Genomic DNA, 23,041 nt, shown 5'->3' on the forward strand with positions numbered 1-23,041 from the left:
GTTTAGGGGTAGCCCTACGCAAAAATAGCTCGATGCCAGGTTTTTTTTACTAACAAAAACCCCCAAGCTCACATCATAGCTTGGGGGTTTTTGTTATATCCCGATAATTGTTAAGTTTGAACAGTGCCAGTATTCATTCATCCCACATTCGACAGGTTGATTCAAAGATTGAGGTATTTACCGAAAAATAGACTAAATAAGGGTTTTAACTTCTAAAACTAAATTTAGACATAGCGATCGCGTCACCAGAAAGTACCAAAATGGATCTTGCTGACACCCAAACTTAATTATATTTCAGAGAATTAGACTTGTTTTTTCAGCACAGGGTTAAGCAGAAATCACCTGTGCTTGAAAATCTGTTAAACTTCACGATTATTAACTATGTCAGCTTCCTTGTGTAGCTGATAGAAGTCTTACAATTTAATAGGCTGAACATTTAAAGTTGTGATTTTTCACCAAACACATCTGCACAAAAAGGTAGACTTAGTTGCCTAACACTTTTGGATGACTATGTGTAATATGTTGCCTATCCTCTATATCACTTAGTCGTTAATAACTAGCTATTAATACAGAAAATGTCACTTAAAATAGTTCATAGCTTTGATGGCAGTTTCACTCTTGAAGCACAAGCTCAAGAAAATCTATTCAATTTATTGACAAGCGTTGCTTTCTTGAACCAAATTTGCCAACAGTTGGGGTGTGAGCGACTTAAATTTACAGAATTACTTTTCCAGCCAGTTCCTTACAGCTTAACTACCACTAAAGGAATGCCAGCAGAATTTGAAAAATATCATGAATCTGACGATTATATCATCGTCAATGTACCACCAAATTTCATGTTCAGTGCCAAGATTTTTAAACCCAGCCGCCTTTGTGCAATTTATCAAAAATTGGGTAATGGATAATTTTAAAGAGAATTTTTTCCTAATTCGCAATTCTCAATTCTGAAGGTAAATAGTAAGTTTGATATTTGATGTATGGCTTCTGAAACAAATCTTTCTTCTTTGGCAACTCTGGAATATATTCCTTATATTGACGATCGCGGCGAACTACCCGAACAATTTCAGGGTAAAATCGGCGTATATGCTATCTTTGACCAAGAAAAAGCACTTCAATTTGTCGGATACTCCCGTGATGTTTATCTTAGCCTCAAGCAGCATTTAGTTCGTCAGCCACAGCAATGCTATTGGGTCAAAGTTGAAACTATTGAACGCCCTAGTCGTACAATTTTAGAAAATACTGAAAATGCTTGGATTGCTGAAAATGGCAGTGTGCCTTGGGGCAATGGGGATAATAAGGAAAAATGGACTCATCCCATTGATGTCAAAGTAGTAATGACACCTGAAGAACAGGCAAAATATCAAAATCCAGCTAATGATGAATTAGCACAAATAAAAATTCTTAAAAACGTGGCACGGAGAGTAGAAGCAGAAATTTCAACACAATTGCTAGAAGTGCGTGGTTTACAAATGCAAATTCGCTTCAATCCTAAATTGAAAGAAGAAGGTTTACTAGATTTGAAATGAAGGTAGTTTTGGGGAAAACTATCTTATGAATATTGCTTGTAATCTCCTATGACAATACAGCTGCTGAACGATCGCTATCAAGTTATCCGCACACTGGGCGCTGGTGGGTTTGGTGAAACCTATCTAGCTGAAGACACCTATATGCCTTCAAAGCGTGGTTGTGTGGTTAAACAACTAAGACCGATTCACAATAATCCCCAAATTTACCAGTTAGTGCAAGAGAGGTTTCAACGCGAAGCAGCTATTTTAGAAGAACTCGGTGGCACAAATGACCAGATTCCGGCATTGTATGCTTACTTCTCCTCAGGTGGACAATTTTACTTAGTTCAGGAATGGGTTGAAGGCGATACTTTAACTGGAAAAGTCCAGAAGCAGGGGCTATTTAGTGAAGGCGCTGTCCAGGAATTATTCATGAATTTATTACCAGTCCTGGATTACGTTCACTCTAAGCATATCGTTCACCGCGATATTAAGCCGGATAACATTATTGTGCGTCATCGAGATGGTAAACCAGTGCTGATTGATTTTGGTGCTGTGCGGGAGTCAATGGGAACAGTAGTAAATTCTCAAGGCAATCCTACTAGTTCGATTGTGATTGGTACACCTGGCTATATGCCGAGTGAACAAGCTGCAGGTAGACCAGTTTATTCTAGTGATTTATACAGTTTAGGAATGACGGTAATTTATTTGCTGACTGGTAAACAGGCGCAACAACTAGAAACCGATTCCCAAACGGGTGAAATTGTCTGGCGACAGTATGCGAGTCATGTTAGCGCAATTATGGCAGGAATGATTGATAAAGCGATCGCTTATCATCCGCGCGATCGCTACCCCACAGCCAGAGCAATGCTGGATTCTTTGCAGAACATAGCAAATCCAATTCCACCGACGCAACCACTCTTGACTCAACCGACTGTAGTATCTGCACCGCCACCTCAGACAGTACCTGTAAAACCACAGCCTAGCCCTCAAAGTAGTAATAGTCAGAATAATATCCTCATGGGTAGTTTGATTGCAGGTGGGTTAATTGGTGCATCTGTGATTATTAGCCAAGTGTTACCAAAATCTTCTCAACCTACAGCAGACAAAACAGTATTACCCTCAGAAACACCGTCAAATGTCACAAGCCCAGTGATAGAAACTCCCAAAATTACACCAATTACCCCATCTTTTCCAACTCAATCACCTTCCTCAACTACATTAATACCGCCAGATGATATTACGACTCTCAAGAATTATTTCTGGCTTTCTGAAAGATTTGTAACTGATGCAGATTTGGATGGTAAAAGCGGTTTTGAACTAGATATTATGCGAAATTCGATTTTTGCCAGTCATGGTCGCCAGTTTGATAATACTGAGTTACAAGATTACTTTAATAAGCAACGTTGGTATCGTCCTATATATTCACCAAAGACATTTCCACCTAAATTGCTGTCAAAATTAGAGCAATACAATGTAGAGTATATTAGCAAATATCAGGCTAGTAACAAGTTGAGATATTTTAAATAATAAGTTTTTCATAATCGGGGAGTGCTGACTGGGGAAAATAACCTATGCCCCATGCCTTAGCGTCAGTCCTAATATTAGTTTGAACTTATGAAACGATTTATTGCTACTTATTAGATAATATCTAGGTTAGCTTGTGTAGTATATCAGACAAATTTATGGATATTCAATACCCTAAAATTGAGAGAGATTAGGGGCTAATCCTAGCGAAATGTATATGGGGTGAGAACAAGACTTTGTTTGTGTGCCATAAACTACATCTCTAGATACTAGTCAGTTTCAGAACCAGCCATTTATATTTAATATATAAGATTGCTATCTTCAAGATTAGAAATCCATAAGTTAAAGAAATGCCATTTTTATATTTTCTTTGTTATTTTGTATTTAACGGGACAGTTCTTGATGATTTGGTGGGCTTAAATAACAATTAGTTAAACCATTTCTCTTCCCAAAGATGCATGTAAATTGTTTGTATTATGCTTACTTTGCTTCCTAATCTACAAGCACAGTGCAAATTGACTAAACATATTACATGGTGATATTCTCAATCGGCAAATAGTTCATCTACACAAGGAAAACCTTGCCTAAAACTATGCTTAAAACACAGAATCAGCGTATTTTTCTGCCTGCTTTTATTAAACCTTTAGAAGAAAAGAATCAAACAGGTAGTAAAAAGCAATTTGCTCAACCCAAATTAGATTTACTGCAACCATTACGTCAACGGCTCGACAAAATTGAGATTCAGAATCGGAAATTAGCCAAATTTATTGCTAAACTAATTCCTGCTCAGTGTCCATTCGAGCGTGATATTATGTTTTTTGGTCGCAAAATAGGCCATATTCCGCCAATGTGTAAGCTGAATCCGCTTTATAACGAACTTGTCTACTTGCGTTTTCGCGCTTTGTGTTATCTAGTAGATCAGTGTGGAGAGGATATTCAATCCTACTGCTGAATATAACTAGAGAAAACACAATATGGAAATTAAAATTGAGCATCAACTTAAGACTTGAACATCTCAATGAATTAGGTGTATTTAAATGGGAAATTTGGAAAAAGGAAGTTTCAAAATTCCCTTGGACTTATGATTCTCAAGAAACTTGTTATTTTTTGGAAGGTGACGTAGTTGTTACTCCTGATGGTGGACAGCCAGTGCAAATGGGTAAAGGCGATTTAGTGATTTTTCCCGCTGGTATGTCCTGCACATGGGAAATTACAAAGGACGTCAAGAAGCATTATTACTTTGATTAGCGAAGATTCAAAATTGATCCCCTTTGTTTTCTTGATCATCGAGAAAAGCAACATTTTATAACTCAATTTTGATTTCTCTTCTGGGGAGGTGCGCGGCGAGTATCGTAGGATAAAGTGGCAGAATCAGTAAATTGCTTATATGCATCTTTGTCGAAAGTGGTTGCGACTCCATCCCCTGAACAATATTCATAGAAATAGATAGTCTAATTCTCTCCAAGTTTGGTAGTGGACAAAGATCCCCGACTTCTCAAAAAATAAGTCGGGGATCTTGTGCGATCGCCAGCACAGAAAATCCAGAGAGTTCATAATCGTGTTAGTGGGAGTTTAGTTACGGAAGATGCTATTTAGTAGCAAAAGGTTTCATCCCACCGCAATTTTATAGAGGAAAATCATTAACAATGTTACTGCATTTAAGTACTTGGCAAGAAGTCGAAGCTTATTTACAGCAGTCAAAGGGGATTATTTTCCCTATTGGTTCCACAGAACAACATGGGCCAACGGGGTTAATTGGCACTGATGCTATTTGTGCAGAAGCGATCGCAGCCGGTGTGGGTGATGCAACTCAAGCGATCGTCGGCCCTACAATCAATGTGGGGATGGCACTACACCATACTGCTTTTGCTGGCACAATCAGTCTACGTCCCAGCACTTTGATTCAAGTAGTGCGAGATTATGTAACTTGTTTAGCCAAAGCTGGTTTTACTAAGTTCTACTTTATTAACGGACATGGTGGGAACATCGCTACCCTCAAAGCTGCTTTTTCAGAAACTTACGCTTATTTAGAAGATTTGCAGATTGCCAATGCTCAACAGGTGCAATGTCAAGTGGCAAACTGGTTTATGTGCGGTTCTGTATATAAGCTAGCTAAAGAATTATATGGGGATCAAGAAGGTTCTCATGCAACGCCAAGTGAAGTTGCTCTTACGCAATACGTTTATCCAGAGGCGATTAAGCAAGCGCCCCTTTCACCAGAAGTCGCAAGCGGACACAGGATTTATAGTGCAGCTGACTTTCGAGTGCGTTATCCAGATGGACGTATGGGATCAAATCCGGCTTTAGCAACACCAGAACATGGTAAGCAATTTTATGATTTGGCAGTGAAAGAACTTAGTAATGGATATTTGGAATTTGTAAACGCAGAATAAAACTCATGAAAAGACATTGTAGAGATGCGAGTAAAATCGTGTCTCTGCATAAAATATCTTGAGAATAGTTATTATACATCTGGTGAAATTAAATATACATTTATAAGCGTGAGGTTCCCCTTCTGGAGACATTTCAACAATTTCTCCTTTGAGTAGTTCGACTTTGCGATCGCTCAAAATGCCAGCGTCAATCATGCGGTGATATTCGTCAATCGTCCACTTAGCAACTATCACAGTCATGACGATTGATTCCTCCCAATGATGCTTTATATTCTCCCATTTTAAATGACAGCAATGTATTGCCCTTGATCAACAAGATACTTTGCCAACATATTCTCTAAATCATCGTAAAATCGTACTTCAATACCAGCAGCCTGAGAAATCCACTGAGTATTATCAAAATATTGTTCTATTGAGAAATCCTGTGCAGGATAGGTACAACACCAAGCTGACCATTTAATTGTCCTCCACCTATAGCCTTCAGCGTTGAGCAAATCTTTAATTGCATAAGTACCATTTCCACCTTTTCCAGCCTGATTGCCGACTTTAACAGTAATGTGCTGTATGCTTCCAACAAAAGGCGGATAATCTAACCAATCAAGTAAGTTAATTCTTGTCCTACTTTTTAATTCCTCAACGAAAGGTGACAAGTTTTTCGTTTCTGTAACAATAAATAAATGCTCTACTGCACGAGTTAAGGCAACGTAAAAAAGACAGCGCTCTTCGTCAACGACTCGCTCAATGGTATCACCAAAAACACGGCTGAACATCAAATCGAGGTGTATTAATGGGTAACAACGAGGGACAGCATCGAGTATTATAACTACATCTTTCTGAAGACCTTTATACTTGTGAGCAGTTGATATAGTTACAGCATTTCTTGATTCTTCTGGAAGGTAGGAGCGCACCAAGTTTAAGAAGCTGTCGAGTATACTATCTTTTGATGCATGTTTACCAAAATTCACATACCAAGGCAAACTATTTTTGCGGCTGAGTAAAACCACATTTTTTCCATCTTTGATAATCTTGTCTACTAAGCGCAATATGGCAGGTGTTATACTGTCCCCTGGATGCTGCTCTTGTTCCTTTACAGTTGGATTAAATTGTCCAATGTCAGCAATCTCAACCATTCCAAGCAGAGTTTTATGGGCCCGAGCAGGAGTACCCAATCCATGCATCAATGTATTACCGATATCGACAATTGAAGTAGCTGAACGGTAATTAGTAGCTATATTGAGTTTTTGCGAAGGCTGGAAAAACTGCGCGAAATTCTGGTAAAACCGAAGGTCAGAACCAGCAAAACCATTAATTGCTTGCCAGTCATCACCTACGCAGAAAAATTGTGCTTGAGGATTTTGTTTTCTAATTGCTTCTATCAAATGGTGGAAAAGTTCTGAAAAGTCTTGATATTCATCAATGAGTATGTATCGAAGAAACTTTAAATCGCCAGTGCCAGATTTACGACGAAATACAGTTTGTCCTGATGCGATAACTGCGGCAGCTTTTTGCATTAGTCCATCAAAATCATCCTCGCCTGTTGCCTGAAGGTGTTGTAAATAGGACTGATAAAACTTTTCTGCAAGCTCTAAAAAACGCTGCTCGACATCACTAGCACAATTGTGATTATCAACGAGAGAGGCTAATTTTTCTGAAGTGAGGGAGAGTTTGCGACAACGTTGGATAAATCCTTCTACTACTTTGATAAAACGGTCTATAACTCTAAGTTTAATTTTCTTCCAAACCTCATCTTCGGTCAAGCGATCGCACTTAATATCATAACTTTCAAGACATCGCTTAAGTAAAGCACAAAAATCTTCTGCTCCCTCAAATCTGAGGGTTGTCGGGGATAATTCTACAAACTGCCAGTTAGGATGATTTCGCCAATACTCTCGCTTTTGTTCCGACATTATATCGTAATCAGGATCACCTTCGAGTCCAAAATATTCAATAACTAACCCTTGATTTTCACCAGTAACAATCGTAAAATCAGGGCGGTAATTAATGCCATCCCACCAGAAATTACGCTCGTACTTGTATATAATATTGTGTTCCAATAAAAAATTGGCAATTACTTTCTCGCCAAAAGACTTGTAGTACTTTCCATCAAGCCCTTCTCTTGGTAATGAGCGACGGTAACGCAACATTTCTTCAGGACTTTTATCGTAGCCACCCCAAGCGATCCGCTCCCAGTCTTCACGAAAGTTCGCCATCATCAAAACGCGAATTTTTTCATAAACATCTGGCTTGCGGTGATACTCATAAATTACAGTCTGTAAAGCTTGGGCTTGGTTTTGTTGTCCATCTCGTTCATTGAAAAGAATACTTTTTTCTGGATGAACTAAAGCGTATGCTAATGCATGGAAAGTCATTACATGAGGAATAGAACTTTGTAATTGTAGAGTCAGCCGTTCTCTTATCTCCTCCGCAGCTTTGCGATTGAAGGCTAAAATCAACATTTCACTGGGTGCAACACCACAATGTTTTTGTAAAAATAAAGCTCGATTTACCAATGTTGAAGTTTTGCCACTTCCAGCCCGTGCTACTACTTGTATATGACCTTCCACAGCACCAATTGCTGCTGTTTGCTCAAGGTCAGGTGAGGTATTTAAGTTGGTTTGTACCCAAGATTGTACATAACTCAACTTTTCAGATTGGTACTCTTCAAATGATATGTGTCTAGGACAGTTAGCTTGATAGAAGTTGTCAGCATTAAGAAAATCTTCCTCAAATTGTTCTTTTGATCTCTTGAGTAAACCTTGCTTTTCTGCTTCGTAACGAGCGCGTTCTTGTCGTTCTTCTTCTATTTTTATGAGCCTGAGCCTCTCTTGTTCTCTGCGCTCTTGCTCAAGGCGAACGCGTTCCTGACGTTGTTCTTCTAGTTTGCGTTTTTTCTCTTCATGCTCTGCTATTAGCTGTAGCCTTTCTTTTTCTCTGCGTTGCTGTTCGAGGTGAACACGTTTCTGACGTTGTTCTTCTAGTTTGCGTTTTTTCTCTTCATGCTCTGCTATTAGCTGTAGCCTTTCTTTTTCTTTCTGCTTTTGTTCCAGGCGAGTGCGTTCTTTACGTTGTTCCTCTAATTGGATAGCTATATCATCAAGTTTTCTAATAATTCTTCGCTTTTTTGTGGACTCAGTAATTTCTTCAGAACAAAGTGGCGGATTTATACTATTGAATTCTTTAATGAAGGTATTTTTTTTATATTTGATAGTATAATTACCAATCTTCTCAAAAGGCATAGTGTCAATAGTTGGGTAGCTTACCCATATCTCTGACCAGTCATTTTCTAATAACGAAACTCGTCCTCTTCCTCTGACAAAATGTACAACTTCTCTTCCTAGAAGAAGCTTCCAGAGGCTATAGTTATTTCCAATTACTTCAGCAAAATCTTTAATATTATTAATCTGTGAACTGCTATCCATTCTCTGCCTAACTTTTACTCAACTGCTTGCAGCGACTTAAGCGCCTATTCTTAGTTTTCCCGCAGACAGAGCATAATTAACAGTGAAGCAGAAATTATAGAAGGGATAAGGTTAGATTCATCTGCTATTTGTGTTTTTGTCGTATTGGTAGACAACAAAAAAACGGTAGATAAGTTTTGTCTTCTACCGTTTTTTGAATATTGATTTTTATCCGCCTATTAATAGATTTTACTTAGTAAACTTCATCGTGACTACCAATATCTACAAACACAGCATCGCCATCATCTGTAAAGTAAAAAATTACTCTCTTGTCAGAATCTACACTAAAACTCCATAAGTCTTTAAGCTTACCTAACAACTTATGAGTTTTTAAACCCTGATCAAATGGATCTGCTGTAAACTGCTCCAACTTTTGCCAAAACCGTTCTTCTAAATCTACATTCTTTTGAATTCGCTTTTTAAAAGCACGTTTAAATGAAGAACTGAAACTTACTTTTAACATCACTCTTCTAGCAGTTGTCTCAGTTCATCGATATTTGACGAAAACTTTAGTTCACTATTTTGATGTTCTACTTGCGCCGCCTGAAAATTTTGATAAATTTCTTCACGCCTTTCTTCCCGTAGATATTGCTGCAATAACAGTTGAATTTCTAACTTTTCGTCGCTGGAAAGACTTTTAATTGCTTCAACTACATCACTGAAGGTCATAATTGGAAACACCTTTTAGTGCTTATCTGATCAATCTAACATGGTAACGATAAAGCTAAAATTTTAAATCCTATTCAAATCCTTGGGGTAATAATTCTCATTGCTGTTGATAGAAAGTAGATATATCCAGAAAGCAACTACAATTCATCAATTGTTACTAAACCGCCCAGGGTAAACTGTATGACAAGTTCATGATCATCAAGTAAAGCAGTTCCTAATAGAGGTAGCCGTCCTGTAGCAAGTACATTCACTTCCCGTTCTTCTCCATTCCAAATAATGGTAGCTTGATGTATTGGCAAGATTACATTACTATTGTCAGCTAAATTTGCATACATATCATACACAAAAGGAAAACCCAATAGAGTAACTGCTGCTGTGGGTAAGGAAACAAACTCTGTAAAACCTGTATCGATAACAAATTCAATAGTAAAATCTGGTTGATTGGGCAGTCGAAATATGATGTTAACGGTTGCGCGTCCGTTCTTGACAATACCAGAAATCACCGATAATCGCGCTCCATGTCACCACTGAAGGAAACAGCGACTTTGTAACCAATGCGAATACCAAAAAGTCGAGCTAATGGGTTTTTATTACGTAAATATCGTGCCGATTCTAAGCCTGTTTTATCAATTGCGTATTCACCTGTTTCTATATCGATAATCACCATTTTACCGATGTTTTCTTCTCGTTCTACTTGTTGACGAATGCTATTTTCATATAATTCTTTCGCACGTCGTCCAACTTCTTCGCGGCTTAAAAGTATGGCTTGCACGTCCTTGCTCCTTTGTTCATGTTGTATCCTAATTCTACTACCAAGCTATAATACAAGGCGGTTTAGTGAACGATATACTACCGCAGACCAAATGCTACTAGATCCAAATTTGAAGCAGTTAATGAATATTTAGTCAATAAAAAACGGTAGAGCAATAAATACTCTACCGCGTTCTAATTTTTATTTGAGACTTAAATCCCAAACCCTAAATCTTACTCAACACCTTGGGGTAACAATTCCCGGCGCTGTTCAGAACTAACTTGGACAATGCCATTTTCATCGACATCAACGATCGCAGTATCGCCATCTTTAATACGCCCAGACAGAATTTCTTCTGCTAGGCTATCTTCTAACAGGCGCATAATTGCTCGACGTAATGGCCTTGCGCCGTAGCTGGGACTGTAACCTTCTTGGATCAAACGATCCTTGAAGCGGTCTGTGACTTCTAAGGTGATACCCTTTTCCGTCAGACGACCAAATACTTCCTTGAGCATAATTTCGGCGATTTGTGTTACCTCCGGCTTGCTCAACTGACGGAAGACGATAATTTCATCGAGTCGGTTGAGGAACTCTGGACGGAAGTACTGCTTCAATTCTTCGTTCACCAAAGAGCGAATTCGGTTGTAAGTTGACTCGCTGGCATCTTCGGAGAATTCAAAGCCGATACCGCTACCGCCTTTTTCAATTACCTTAGAACCAATATTGGAAGTTAAAATCAGCAAGGTGTTTTTGAAGTCCACCGTGCGACCTTTGGCATCGGTTAACCGACCGTCTTCCAAAATTTGCAGCAGCATGTTGAATACATCGGGGTGCGCTTTTTCGATTTCGTCGAATAACACCACGGTGTAAGGACGCCGCCGCACGGCTTCGGTTAGCTGACCACCTTCGTTATAACCAACATAACCAGGAGGCGAACCAATCAGCTTGCTGACCGTGTGACGCTCCATGTATTCCGACATATCTAAGCGGATCATCGCTTCTTCAGAACCGAAGAAGTATGCAGCCAAGGACTTGGCCAACTCGGTTTTACCCACACCAGTCGGCCCAGAGAAGACAAAGCTAGCTATGGGTCGATTGGGATTCTTCAAACCAACACGAGCGCGACGAATTGCCCGTGAAACTGCTCTCACAGCTTCATCTTGACCGATTAAACGCTGATGCAAGGTGTCTTCCATGTGCAGCAGCTTTTCAGATTCAGATTCGGTGAGTTTGTTCACCGGTACCCCAGTCCAGGAAGCGACAATGTGGGCAATGTCTTCTTCTGTAACTACAGGTTCTTCACCTTCTGTGCCAGTTGCATTGGTCTTGCTTTGAGCGATCGCGCGGATTTCAGCTTTGATTTCCATCTCGCGATCGCGCAGTTCTCCAGCTTTGTCAAAGTCTTGAGAGCGCACTGCGTCATCTTTTTCTTTTAATATCTGACGCAGTTCTTTGTCTAACTCCTTGGCTGCGGGTGGCAGTTGGGAGTTAATCAAGCGCACCCTAGAACCAGCTTCATCAACTAAGTCGATAGCTTTATCTGGGAGGAAGCGATCGCTAATGTAACGATCTGATAACTTCGCCGCCGCTACTAATGCTTCGTCGGAGATTTTCAGTTTATGGTGTTGCTCGTAGCGTTCGCGCAGACCATATAAAATTTCAATTGTTTCATCAACTGTAGGTTCGCCAACCATTACTGGCTGGAAACGCCGCTCAAGAGCTGCATCTCGCTCGATGTGCTTCCGGTATTCATCTAGGGTTGTAGCACCGATGCACTGCAACTCACCTCTAGCCAAAGCTGGCTTGAGAATATTCGCTGCGTCAATGGCACCTTCTGCTGCACCCGCACCAATTAAGGTGTGTACCTCATCAATCACGAGAATGACATTACCCGCCGAGCGGATTTCATCCATGATTTTTTTCAAGCGTTCTTCAAATTCACCCCGGTACTTGGTTCCTGCTACGAGCAAACCAATATCCAGCGTGACCACGCGTTTATCTTCGAGGATGTCAGGGACATCTTTCGTGGCAATGCGTGAAGCTAAACCTTCAGCGATCGCCGTTTTACCAACCCCTGGTTCCCCAATCAGCACTGGGTTATTTTTAGTTCGGCGACCCAATATCTGAATCACTCGCTCAATTTCCTTAGCGCGTCCCACCACCGGATCGAGCTTATTATCCATTGCCATCTGGGTCAGGTTTGAACCAAATTCATCCAGAGTCGGGGTTTTTGTGCGCCCGGATGAACCGCCTGGTGAAACTTCGGCAGTTTCTCCCAACATGCGGATGACTTGGGTTCTTACCTTAGATAGATCCACACCGAGGTTTTCTAGCACCCTGGCTGCGACACCTTCCCCTTCGCGGATTAGGCCCAACAGCAGATGCTCGGTACCAATGTAGTTATGCCCCAGTTGGCGTGCTTCTTCCAAGGAGAGTTCTAGAACTCGCTTTGCCCGTGGCGTAAAGGGAATTTCCACGGCAACAAAGCCTGATCCCCGTCCGATAATTTTTTCAACTTCAATTCGGGCATCTTTGAGATTGACGCCCATTGATTTCAGCACCTTGGCAGCCACTCCAGTGCCTTCGCCAATCAAACCCAAGAGGATCTGCTCGGTTCCGACAAAGTTGTGACCTAAACGGCGGGCCTCTTCTTGGGCCAGCATGATTACCTTAATGGCTTTTTCTGTGAAGCGTTCAAACATGGCATTTTTCCCATCACCTGCGGTCGTGCCGGTATGCTGATTTTAGCACAGGCAAAGCTTTTGGATGCCTGTATAACAGATTATAGACATCCTGAAGCTATGACTTGGGTTGATGAGCGAATTGTTAACTATTGACTACTTTTATGCGGCTAGTGTACTGAGGAGCTTTAGTTCACCAGCGTTTTTGGGATTTATTACAAATAGCTGACTGCTTAGATTAAGAGTTTCTTGACTCAATCCCAAACATTTATATTTAACATATATATTTTTTAATATCAAGCAAAAATATTTTATATAGGATTTATTTATATTAATTACTATTTAGATAATATATTTAAATTTAATAAGCGCAGCAAAGTTGTTTTTTGTGCTGAAGCTGATTACAAGCCCCGATAATTCAAAATTAACAAGAATGGGAGGAGGAATAGTGTCTTGGAGTCTCTCTGCCACGATGCCGGCGGCGGGGTACGCCAACGCACTTAGAGCAAGGGTTTAAGTCAAAAACACCAAAATCTCCTATTTATTTAGTGGCTTGGAATTAGATGGGGTTGTTCGCAGACCGGGCACACCAGAAGACTCATCTAAATTCCTGCCTCCAATAATCCCTAACTACTTAAAAAGCAAGTGCCAAGAGGATTTGTCTAGGCGATCGCTGATTGTAGAATGCCACTGGTTTAAAGTTGCTTGAAATTTGGAGTGTTGTAAATCTGGGAGCCAAAGAATCAGCGCGTCCTCATCGTTATCTTGGTAGTAACGCCGCCGCCGCCCCGCTGTTTTGAAGCCAAATTTTTGATATAAAGATATAGCCCCCAAGTTGGAAGCTCGCACTTCAAGGGTCGCTCGCTCCATTTTGCGATCGCAAGCTGTCTTGATCAGTGAATATAATAAAGCCGCACCCATTCCTTGACGATGATATTCTGGATGAACCGCCAAAATTGTAATGTGCGCTTCGTCTAAAATTGACCAAAAGCAACCCATTCCCAATAGTCTCGAATTAGAGACAGGGGAAAACAAACCCAGCAAATCGCTGTTAGGACTGTCCAACTCTCGTTGGTAGCCCTCCATTGTCCATAGACCGCCAAAACAGGCTTGATCCAGTTCCAACAATGCACTCAGATGTTCTGTTTTCAGTAATTGAATTTCTAAGTCTAATGAGATCACATTTATTGAATAACGTTACAAACCGTTTGTAAACTGGGAAGCGGGAGACGAACTCAAAGCCCGTAATTTGAACAAGGAAAACTTTTATAGTTATGGTATCGACTCACCCCACTGGGGTTCAACATTCTGGAAGTCAATATTTACCTCAAGGGCGCAGCACGAACGCAAACCCCTCGCCTAATCAAGAACTTTTACCCTTGAGTGCCAGAGTTCATCATCATGACCTCCTGGAAATTGGTGGGTGTGATGTCACAACCCTAGTTGAGCAGTTTGGTTCACCTTTATATATTTTAGATGAAGAAACCCTGCGTTCAGCTTGTCAGCAATACCGAGATGCTTTCAAGCAATACTACAAGGGCGAATCTCAAGTATTATATGCCTCAAAAGCTTGGAATTGTTTAGCAGTTTGTGCGATCGCTGCCTCTGAGGGCTTAGGAATCGATGTAGTTTCTGGGGGCGAACTTTACACAGCCTTACAAGCGGGTGTTAGTCCCGATAAAATTTACCTCCACGGAAATAATAAATCTCGTGAAGAATTAATTTTAGCGATCGAGTCTGGTGTGACCATTGTGGCGGATAACTGGTATGAGTTGCGTACCCTTGTGGAAATCGCCCAGCCTGCTCAACCAATCCGCATCATGCTACGGCTAACTCCTGGTATCGAGTGTCACACTCATGAATATATCCGCACGGGACACTTAGATAGTAAATTTGGCTTTGATCCCAACGATTTAGACGAAGTTTTTACCTTTGTCAGTCAACAACCTACCCTCAATTGCGTGGGAGTACACGCTCATATTGGTTCCCAAATTTTTGAGCGCCAACCGCATCAAGATTTGGCTGTTGTCATGGTTCAGTGGCTAAGGGATGCCGGGAAGTATGGTTTAAATATTACAGAGTTAAATGTTGGGGGCGGTTTAGGGATTAAGTATATAGAATCAGACGATCCCCCTAGCATTGAAGAGTGGGTGAAGGCGATTTGTGAAGTAATCCAAGAAGCTTGTGTAGCCGAAAATCTGCCTTTGCCGAAATTACTGAGTGAACCAGGGCGATCGCTAATTGCTACAGCTTGCGTCACTGCCTACACCGTCGGTTCATCGAAAGTTATCCCAGAAATTCGTACCTATGTGGCAATTGATGGCGGAATGTCTGATAATCCCCGCCCGATTACTTACCAATCAGTTTATCGGGCAGTGATTGCCAATAAAATGTCTTCTCCCTTAACCCAAACAGTCACAATTGCTGGTAAACATTGTGAATCAGGAGATATTCTGATTAAAAATGCCCTACTCCCAAAGACTGAACCAGGGGATATTCTCGTAGTTATGGGAACTGGTGCGTACAATTACAGTATGGCATCTAACTACAACCGCTTGCCCCGACCGGCAGCAGTCGTAGTGGCGAATGGCGAAGCAAATTTAATTTTGCAACGTGAAACTTATCAAGATTTAATTCGACAAGATCGCCTACCAGAAAGACTAAAGAAATAGTCATTTGTCCTTAGTCATTGGTCATTAGCCAGGAACTAATGACTAATGACTAATGACTAAATGTAATTAGAGGCAAAAATGTAATCCAGATGTCATGAGAGATTGGTGGAAGCAATGGCTGACAAACCTGGGGTGGTCACAGTCCTTGCTACTTGGGACTCTGGATATTGTGTTAGTGCTGGCGCTGACGTACATGATACTAGTTATTATTAGTGAGCGCCGGACACTATGGATGGTGCGGGGATTCATTATCTTAATGCTAGCCTCAGCACTAAGTGGCAGATTCGGACTACCTCTGCTCAGTTTTGTACTAGAAAAGTTAGTGATTGGTTGTGCTGTGGCGATGGCAGTTGCTCTACAGTCAGAGTTTCGGCGATTTTTGGAGCAATTGGGGCGTGGCGAATTCCGCCAGCTATTTCAACCCGATCGGCTGGCAATCCCCAAATCTGATAGTGTAATTGATGAAATTGTTGAGGCTGTTAAAGAATTGTCAAAAAACCGCATTGGAGCTTTACTAATTGTGGAAACCACAGGGCCAATTGATGAGCGAGATTTTTCTGTGCCAGGAGTAAAGCTAAATGCGGAGGTTTCTAAAGAACTGATTCAAACAATTTTTCAGCCGAAAACTTTGTTACACGATGGAGCGACATTGATTCGTGGCTCACGGATCGTGTCATCGGGTATAATTTTACCACTTTCGGGACGCACAGCCTCGCGCCAGTTGGGAACACGCCATCGGGCGGCAATGGGAATTACTGAGCGGGTCGAAAATTGCATTTGTGTCGTTGTATCTGAAGAAACGGGTTCTATTTCCTTAGCGGAACGGGGAACCCTAAATAGACCCCTGACGATTAGGAAGCTGAAAGAGTCATTAGAGGCTCTTTTGTCTCCAACCGTGGATAGGGAAGCTGTTGCTCCTGGTCTATTGAGTTTTGTTCGTCGGATAGGTGGAAAGACACTAGCACTGGTTTCACGTTTACTCGGATTACCATCGACCGCTTCTCGAGATAAAAAATGACAGCACAACAAACTAAACTGCAAGATTTACCTACTGACTTAAAACGAGAACTATTGCCGCAACACGTTGCGGTGATTATGGATGGTAATGGTCGATGGGCTAAACGTCAGGGTCTACCCCGAATTATGGGTCATAAGCGAGGAGTAGATGCTCTTAAGGATTTACTTCGCTGTTGTCAGGATTGGGGAATTCAGGCGCTGACAGCTTATGCTTTTTCAACGGAGAACTGGAAAAGACCGCAGGAAGAAGTGGATTTTTTGATGACTCTGTTTCAAAGAGTTTTGCGGCAAGAACTGCGGGAAATGGTCGAAGAGAATGTGCAAATCAAGTTTGTGGGGAATTTGCAAGACCTGCCACGATCGCTCCAACAAGAAATATCCCGTTCAATGGAAGAAACTAAGGATAATCGCGGTATCCGGTTTTCGGTGGCAACTAATTATGGCGGACGGCAAGAGATTTTACAAGCTTGTCAGGCGATCGCAAAACTTGTTCAGCAAGGTCTGCTACAACCAAATGAAATTGATCAACAGGTGTTTGAGAGCCACTTGTACACAGCCGGAATTACTGACCCAGATTTGTTAATTCGCACCAGTGGAGAAATGCGCCTCTCAAATTTCCTTCTCTGGCAAATGGCTTATGGAGAAATTTACATCACCGATGCTCTTTGGCCCGATTTTGACCGGGCTGAGTTTCACCGCGCCTTGTGTGCCTACCAGCAACGGGAGCGGCGGTTTGGGAAAGTATAAAATAGTGCATCTGCCACTTTCGTCGGATGTCTTAGCGATGCTACAAGATCGGCGATGCCTGCGGCGGTAAACTACGCATTTTGGTAGAATAAACGGGTTAAGTATTTGTTATATGTCGTTATGCCATAGGTTGCACGGTTCTATGGAATTGTGATTCAAGTGTTCTTTGGCGATCGAACCCTCCACCTCATTTTCATGCGATCTATGGCGAGTACAATGCCTTAGTCAGCATTGAATCACTTGAAATCATTGAAGGAGATTTGCCAAATCGCGCACAAAAGCTAGTCCTAGAATGAGCAACTTTATACCAGCAAGATATGTTGCAAATGTGGAACACCCAGGAGTTTCGTAAGCTACCTCCTTTGAAGTAAATTTAGGTTATGAGCAGTATGAAGTATCCTCGAATTCATCACGCCAAAGCAATCAATGATACTACTCTAGTCATTGAATTTACCAATCAAGAGGTGAAAAAATACGATGTTCGTCATCTCTTTAGATACTCCAATGTTTTCTCCACTTCGACAACCTGCTTTTTTAAAGAACTTTAAGGTTGAGCAAGGGGGCTATGGGATTGTGTGGAATGAGGAGATTGATCTTAGCGAGTATGAGCTTTGGAAGAATGGTGTCTCCTTGATGGAGAGTGAAGACAAGGCTGGCGATCGCATTCAGCAGTCATAACGCGATCGCTCTCCTCCCTTTTCATCCACTCAGTCCTTCAATAACCGCGATCGCACTAGGATGGATTGGAGCCATTGGAGCCATCACTTTTTGCTCGTAGTGCTTGCTGGAATGCCTCCAAACATCCAGAATATGGATAATTTTCAAATATTTCGATTACTTTTTTTAGATAGTTTGGTTGGTTTTTCAAAAGTTCAGCCCAAGTTGGGTAACACCATTGTTTAAGGAAGTTAACTGCCCCTAACCACTGCATAATTTCAAGATTACGCTCAACATGCCGATTCAGCACCTCAATAACTATCTCACGACAGTAGGCAAAGTTGCGTGCAGTCGTGAGATCTGCATCTGTCAAGTTGGTTCCAATCGTTTCTACATGATCTAGATTTGTATTTCGGAAGGTTACACCATCTAGATTTGACCAAGCAAGGGTAGCAAGCGTGAGATCAGCAGCGTCAAATGACACGCGCTCTAACCCACTGTTAACTAGACTAGATTTCTTAAGATTGGCCTCCCTAAAGTTGCAACCGACGAGACTAGATCGATCCCAATAACTACCAGCGGCATCTACCCCTTCAAAATTAACGGCTCCCCCACGCACAAAATGAAATTGAGCATTATTAAGACAGGCTCCTTGAAAAGAAGCATTTGTTATGTCTACATAACGGAATTTAGCTGAACTGAGGTTTGCTCCGTCAAAGCAGGCAAGTTGCAACGAAACAAACGTGAATTCCACATCAGTTAGGTCAACTCCTCGAAGGTCAACTCCTCTGAAACCGAAAGTCTGAAGACTGTTAGAGGCCGCTTCTAATTTTTCAATCAGTTGAGTTCGGCTATCAAATATGTAAGACATAGTCATCGAAAATTAATTGTTTTATGCAAAACTTGACCTAGTGCAGGGAGGCGCACATAACTATTCAGTTACAGTGTGGATGGGTAGTAGATAATTCACCCATTTACTCATCTACCCATCTACTAAACTGGTGCAAAACTTCTGCCACGATGCACTAGTGATTATGAGCTAAGAGTCAAAATGCCCTTTATAACCTTCACCGCATAGAAGCACTTCTCATGTAGACATACATCCTATCTAACCATCATGCCACCGGCGCTGACGCTGGACATTTCACTTGATGATAACACCCCCGCCTGTCGAAGACGTGCATCGACATCACTTATACCAATGCTGCGTCCATACTTGATCAATTTGTCCATAGCTTTATCTCGAGCGCTCGGTACATGGGTGAAAGATTTAGCAGCCTCTGTATTGATCCAGTCTATGAGAAAGCCTTGTTCATAAGATGTCTTGAGGTTATTTTCTATTGGAGGAAGGGAAAACAGGGAGAAAGTTTTATCGACTTTTAGCTTAAGAGTGGACTTAATAGCTTCGACCGGATTAAAGTTGATCTGAAAGTTAGGATCATGATTATTCACTTTATTTTGCCAGCTTAAAATATTCTGCTTGGCGGGTATAAGTACTTCATTTTGAGACCGCTTATTGGTGTTGTTTTGCCACACGAGGGGATCATCAGGCATTGCTTCAAATGCTGAACCTCCTTGTATGGACGAACTAGGAATCCCTCCTATGGTAGGTCTGGCTCCTGCTGGATCAGCGTCTCCTTTACTTCCCGGACTCTTGGTGACTGCTCTACCCGCTTCTCGCAAACCATACTTGGTTAAATCTTTAACACCATCTACTAATGCAGCCCCTGCTCCTAAATTTTTCATTGCGTTACCCACTGTGCCACCCACTCCCCCAGGAATTGCCGCTAGTACCACACCAATTAGGAGCGCATTAGCTTCCTTAGCTGCCTGATCCGCAGCCTTTAAAGCATTTTTGTGGGATGTCCAAGCAAGAGCGTAAGGAATCGTAATGCTACTCAGCCATGCACTAAACTGGGACTCGACCAGACTAACTTGGGTCAGTGCTTCGCTAGTCAGATTGAAAAACGCTTGCTCCTCTGGGGAGAGTTCGCCGGGCGCTGAATTTATTGTTTGGGGAGGTACATTTATCACTTGTGGACTAGGATTAGGTACTCGCTGCACACTTTGCGTTTGCTGCACCAGATGAGTTAATTCATGAGCTGTTAGCTCATTCTTAGCCGGAGCCTTGTCCGCACCATAGTAGATATGGGAGCCGTGGGTAAAGGCTTGTGCCCCCAGTTCTCGACTCATCTGCACCGCATCACCGCCCGTATGCACCCGCACCCGACTAAAGTCAGCCCCAAAGCGCGGTTCCATGAACGATCGCACCTCATCCGGCAACGCACTCCCCCCACCTTTACTGCTATTGAGCCGACTTTCAATATTATCCTCTGCCTGTAAGCCACCATCAGTAGCCGTTTGTATGGATGGTTTAGTTTGTATTTTGTCTTCTTCCTGTTCACAGGTTGCACATTTGCGCTGCAAGGAATCTTGTACAGACTGTACGCTTTGAGCGTTAAGTTTATCTGGCACAACCATCCGCATCACCTGATTTGCCACCCGATCCGCTTCTTGCTCATACTTGTCCCCTGCTTTTCCCACCGTCAGTTTTGCCTGGGGACGACGCAACACCATGCGACTCATGTCATGACTAAAAGACCGTTGCTGAATGGTTTCTGATAACAAGGATTGCTCGTTAGCAGCCTGCGCTTCTTCAAGGTTGGTTGATTCCTCAGTTGCTGTTTGGATGACATTATTCGTTGGTAAACCAAAGCCGCGTGTTGGGTTCGCCAGCGTCGGAGTCTGTGGTGAGACAAGCGATGAATTTGAAAAAGTTGATGTACCTGCTTCCTTCTGCCCAAATGTGCGTAGGCGTAGCCCGTCGTAGACATCGCTCATCTCAGCCTTCCTTGAACAATGGGTACAGCCGTGATTCTTGCTGCCGGGATTTATACCCACAAATTTTACAGTTGATCAAAATGCGATCGCTATCGACTTTGGTCTAAATTTACGGTGAACTATACGGTCAGCACTTCCCTATGGCCCTGAAAACACGGCTTGTTCTACATCATCCCGACTCAGAGAATACTTAAATGAGCGTTGGATATCTTGTCCATTTTCCCCAGATTGGACATATCGCACGACAATTTGCTCAACATCAAGCCATAATTCAGCTTGCCAACTAGGTCGCTGTATATGCCAGCAATGCCTCTGTGTTTCGTCTTGTTGACAGCCTTGCTCTTTTAGCCACTGCTCAATTTGTGGTAGGGGATGATTATATAAGGGAGTATCAGAGGGAAGAAGAAGCATAGGAATTTTAGATTTTGGATTTTGGATTTTGGATTAGGAAATTTTGTAATTTTTAATTATCTAGGGGTAATTAGTTGCGAGATATATGTAATCTGCTGTTGTACAGATGCAGTTGGTTTCAGCAAATGAGTTTGAAAAGCAGCCTCGCCACGAGTTAAGCCAATGGCAACTGCTAATAACAGACAACCTACAAATGTTAACACCAGCATAAATAAAGCAAAGATTTCGCCAGATGATAAGGGGCGATCGCTGGGATCGAGGTAAGCTGATTTTGACCAGTCATGAGAACGCGAGACGGGATGATTCAAATCAGGAGGTGGTTGAATCACTCCAAAGCGGGAATAGCCAATTTTTAAATCGTAGCCGAAGCGCCGTTCTGGATGGCTAAGGGTAGCGTATGCTTCGTTAATTTGCTGAAATTTGGGAGTAGCGATCGCAGTCGGCAAGTCTGTAGTATCAGGATGATAGCGTTTGCTCAGTTGCCGATAAGCGCGACGAATGTCAATTACCGATGCCCAGGGATGCAGACCTAGCAGGGAGTAATAAGTTGGTTCACTGCTTTGGGGCATTGCTCCATTCTGATTCACGGCTGTTTGAGTCACTTTGCTCAAAGATATTTTTTATATTTTAAATCCTTATTGATTGATATCTTATTCCTAACGTATTAAATCAGCACGGGGTTTAAAGGTTTCAACTTGCCGTAACTTTTCGTACAGTTCTCGTTCTTCTTGACTAATATTTTTCGGTGTAACTATTTGAATTTCTACTAATTGATCGCCACGTTTACCGTCATCACTGGGATAGCCTTTATTCCCTAGTCGAAATTTTTGACCAGACCTAACTCCGGGAGGAGTGGTCATTTTTACAGGGCCATCAAGAGTAGGTGCTTCTACCTGTCCTCCTAAAACTGCCTCGCTGGGAGTAACTGGTACTTGGCAGACGATATTTGAACCTTCTAGCTTAAATAATGGATGAGGCTCAACAGTAATTTTTAAGTATAGGTCGCCACCACCAACGCCTTGGTTCCGCAAACGAATGGTTTGACCTGTTACCATCCCTGGAGGCATATTAACTTCTAGCGATCGCCCATCTTCTAAACGAATGCGTTCATTACCACCTTGATAAGCTTTTTCTAGGGGAAGTGTTAATCTGGCTTCTATATCCCGGCGGGTTGTGCGGGGTGGGGTGTTAACGGTGTATTCAACTTTTGTTCTAGGGGAACGAAACGGATCGCTACTACCATTACTAGAGTTATTTGCCGCGCCCTTATTTTTGACGCCGATAACTTGATTAATAAAGCTCTCAAAGTCGGAGAATTGACTTGGATCTACGTCCTGATTGCCATTGCGATCGCTAGCACTACTCTGCCAAGTTTTAGCCTTTGGCGTCTGTTTATTGCCCGCAAAGCCTTTTTGCTTCCAGTAGCGGCTAAACTGGTCGTACTGCGATCGCTTGGCTGGATCGGAAAGAACTTCATAAGCCTCGCCAATATCCTTAAATTTTTCCTCCGATTCTTTGTTACCCGGATTGAGATCGGGGTGATATTGCCTTGCTAACCGCCGATAAACCTTTTTAACTTCCTCACCAGAGGCATCTTTAGATACTCCTAAAATCTCGTAGTAATCGCGAAAGTTCGGCAAATTTTGCATAGTCAGTTATTTAAATTTTAGATTTTAGACTTCGCCGTCAGCGCTCAGTCGAACGATTTTTGA

General features: G+C 41.9%; 22 protein-coding genes and 2 pseudogenes. 11 read left to right on the plus strand and 13 right to left on the minus strand.

All coding sequences use genetic code 11. The features are described 5' to 3' along the window. Nucleotides 1-575: 575 nt before the first annotated feature. The 6 genes and pseudogenes from V7K62_RS28155 to V7K62_RS28180 all read left to right on the plus strand — a co-directional run bounded on the left by V7K62_RS28155 (nt 576) and on the right by V7K62_RS28180 (nt 5,425). Complete coding sequence (locus tag V7K62_RS28155) at nt 576-905, plus strand: hypothetical protein (protein ID WP_334870014.1); 330 nt, start codon at nt 576-578, stop codon at nt 903-905. A 72-nt stretch (nt 906-977) separates the two neighbouring features. Beyond that, the gene (locus V7K62_RS28160; RefSeq protein WP_334870016.1) at nt 978-1,526 is read left to right on the plus strand and encodes a GIY-YIG nuclease family protein; all 549 of its coding nucleotides are present in this window, start codon (nt 978-980) and stop codon (nt 1,524-1,526) included. A gap of 48 nt (nt 1,527-1,574) precedes the next feature. Next, complete coding sequence (locus tag V7K62_RS28165; RefSeq protein ID WP_334870018.1) at nt 1,575-3,035, plus strand: protein kinase domain-containing protein; 1,461 nt, start codon at nt 1,575-1,577, stop codon at nt 3,033-3,035. A gap of 589 nt (nt 3,036-3,624) precedes the next feature. Then, entirely contained in the window at nt 3,625-3,984 is a 360-nt protein-coding gene (locus V7K62_RS28170; protein ID WP_334870020.1) for a Mo-dependent nitrogenase C-terminal domain-containing protein, read from the plus strand. A 22-nt stretch (nt 3,985-4,006) separates the two neighbouring features. Next, nucleotides 4,007-4,280: pseudogene (locus tag V7K62_RS28175) on the plus strand (cupin domain-containing protein). Nucleotides 4,281-4,678: 398 nt separating this feature from the next. Beyond that, nucleotides 4,679-5,425 carry a creatininase family protein gene (locus tag V7K62_RS28180; RefSeq protein ID WP_334870024.1) on the plus strand — a complete coding sequence of 249 codons (747 nt, stop codon included), beginning with the start codon at nt 4,679-4,681 and terminating at the stop codon, nt 5,423-5,425. Nucleotides 5,426-5,527: 102 nt separating this feature from the next. On the opposite strand, the pseudogene V7K62_RS28185 reads toward V7K62_RS28180, so the two are convergent. The 8 genes and pseudogenes from V7K62_RS28185 to rimI form a co-directional block, all read right to left on the minus strand. After that, a pseudogene (locus V7K62_RS28185) lies at nt 5,528-5,665 on the minus strand (Uma2 family endonuclease); the annotation flags it as partial. 41 nt (nt 5,666-5,706) lie between these two features. After that, nucleotides 5,707-8,844, minus strand: a complete 3,138-nt coding sequence (locus tag V7K62_RS28190) for a UvrD-helicase domain-containing protein (RefSeq protein WP_334870026.1) — start codon at nt 8,842-8,844, stop codon at nt 5,707-5,709. 232 nt (nt 8,845-9,076) lie between these two features. Beyond that, a complete protein-coding gene (locus V7K62_RS28195) occupies nt 9,077-9,346 on the minus strand; it encodes a type II toxin-antitoxin system RelE/ParE family toxin (protein ID WP_334870028.1) in 270 nt (89 codons plus the stop codon). Continuing rightward, a complete protein-coding gene (locus V7K62_RS28200) occupies nt 9,346-9,552 on the minus strand; it encodes a hypothetical protein (protein WP_334870030.1) in 207 nt (68 codons plus the stop codon). Before V7K62_RS28200 ends, V7K62_RS28195 begins: the two co-directional genes overlap by 1 nt. Before the next feature lie 137 nt (nt 9,553-9,689). After that, a complete protein-coding gene (locus tag V7K62_RS28205) occupies nt 9,690-10,055 on the minus strand; it encodes a clan AA aspartic protease (RefSeq protein ID WP_334870032.1) in 366 nt (121 codons plus the stop codon). Next, a complete protein-coding gene (locus V7K62_RS28210; protein ID WP_334870033.1) occupies nt 10,052-10,324 on the minus strand; it encodes a hypothetical protein in 273 nt (90 codons plus the stop codon). Before V7K62_RS28210 ends, V7K62_RS28205 begins: the two co-directional genes overlap by 4 nt. Before the next feature lie 212 nt (nt 10,325-10,536). After that, nucleotides 10,537-13,005: an ATP-dependent Clp protease ATP-binding subunit gene (locus V7K62_RS28215; protein WP_334870034.1), complete on the minus strand. Its 2,469-nt coding sequence runs from the start codon at nt 13,003-13,005 to the stop codon at nt 10,537-10,539. A gap of 609 nt (nt 13,006-13,614) precedes the next feature. Continuing rightward, the gene (gene rimI / locus V7K62_RS28220; RefSeq protein WP_334870036.1) at nt 13,615-14,166 is read right to left on the minus strand and encodes a ribosomal protein S18-alanine N-acetyltransferase; all 552 of its coding nucleotides are present in this window, start codon (nt 14,164-14,166) and stop codon (nt 13,615-13,617) included. Nucleotides 14,167-14,258: 92 nt separating this feature from the next. Here rimI and lysA point away from each other — a divergent pair, with 92 nt between their 5' ends. From lysA to V7K62_RS28240, 5 genes are all read left to right on the plus strand, one after another. Continuing rightward, nucleotides 14,259-15,656, plus strand: coding sequence for a diaminopimelate decarboxylase (gene lysA / locus V7K62_RS28225; protein ID WP_334870039.1), 1,398 nt, complete (start codon nt 14,259-14,261; stop codon nt 15,654-15,656). 94 nt (nt 15,657-15,750) lie between these two features. Beyond that, on the plus strand, nt 15,751-16,674 hold the full coding sequence (gene cdaA / locus V7K62_RS28230) for a diadenylate cyclase CdaA (protein ID WP_334870041.1): 924 nt from the start codon (nt 15,751-15,753) through the stop codon (nt 16,672-16,674). Further along, complete coding sequence (locus tag V7K62_RS28235) at nt 16,671-17,420, plus strand: isoprenyl transferase (protein WP_334870044.1); 750 nt, start codon at nt 16,671-16,673, stop codon at nt 17,418-17,420. The genes cdaA and V7K62_RS28235 overlap by 4 nt, the downstream gene beginning before the upstream one ends. 125 nt (nt 17,421-17,545) lie before the next feature. Then, nucleotides 17,546-17,716, plus strand: coding sequence for a DUF4160 domain-containing protein (locus tag V7K62_RS31685; RefSeq protein WP_442937347.1), 171 nt, complete (start codon nt 17,546-17,548; stop codon nt 17,714-17,716). Between the two features lie 181 nt (nt 17,717-17,897). Beyond that, complete coding sequence (locus tag V7K62_RS28240) at nt 17,898-18,098, plus strand: DUF2442 domain-containing protein (protein WP_334870046.1); 201 nt, start codon at nt 17,898-17,900, stop codon at nt 18,096-18,098. A gap of 55 nt (nt 18,099-18,153) precedes the next feature. Here V7K62_RS28240 and V7K62_RS28245 read toward each other — a convergent pair whose 3' ends face one another. From V7K62_RS28245 to V7K62_RS28265, 5 genes are all read right to left on the minus strand, one after another. Next, nucleotides 18,154-18,948, minus strand: a complete 795-nt coding sequence (locus V7K62_RS28245; RefSeq protein WP_334870048.1) for a pentapeptide repeat-containing protein — start codon at nt 18,946-18,948, stop codon at nt 18,154-18,156. Nucleotides 18,949-19,181: 233 nt separating this feature from the next. Next, nucleotides 19,182-20,918, minus strand: coding sequence for an eCIS core domain-containing protein (locus tag V7K62_RS28250; RefSeq protein ID WP_334870050.1), 1,737 nt, complete (start codon nt 20,916-20,918; stop codon nt 19,182-19,184). A gap of 138 nt (nt 20,919-21,056) precedes the next feature. After that, nucleotides 21,057-21,329: a DUF3143 domain-containing protein gene (locus V7K62_RS28255; protein WP_334870052.1), complete on the minus strand. Its 273-nt coding sequence runs from the start codon at nt 21,327-21,329 to the stop codon at nt 21,057-21,059. Between the two features lie 56 nt (nt 21,330-21,385). Further along, nucleotides 21,386-21,898 (minus strand): J domain-containing protein, encoded by a 513-nt coding sequence (locus V7K62_RS28260; RefSeq protein ID WP_334870248.1) that lies wholly within the window; start codon nt 21,896-21,898, stop codon nt 21,386-21,388. Nucleotides 21,899-21,985: 87 nt separating this feature from the next. Next, nucleotides 21,986-22,978: a J domain-containing protein gene (locus tag V7K62_RS28265; RefSeq protein ID WP_334870054.1), complete on the minus strand. Its 993-nt coding sequence runs from the start codon at nt 22,976-22,978 to the stop codon at nt 21,986-21,988. Nucleotides 22,979-23,041 lie beyond the last annotated feature (63 nt).

The sequence above is a fragment of the Nostoc sp. genome, assembly GCF_036917935.1.
GTDB lineage: Bacteria > Cyanobacteriota > Cyanobacteriia > Cyanobacteriales > Nostocaceae > Nostoc.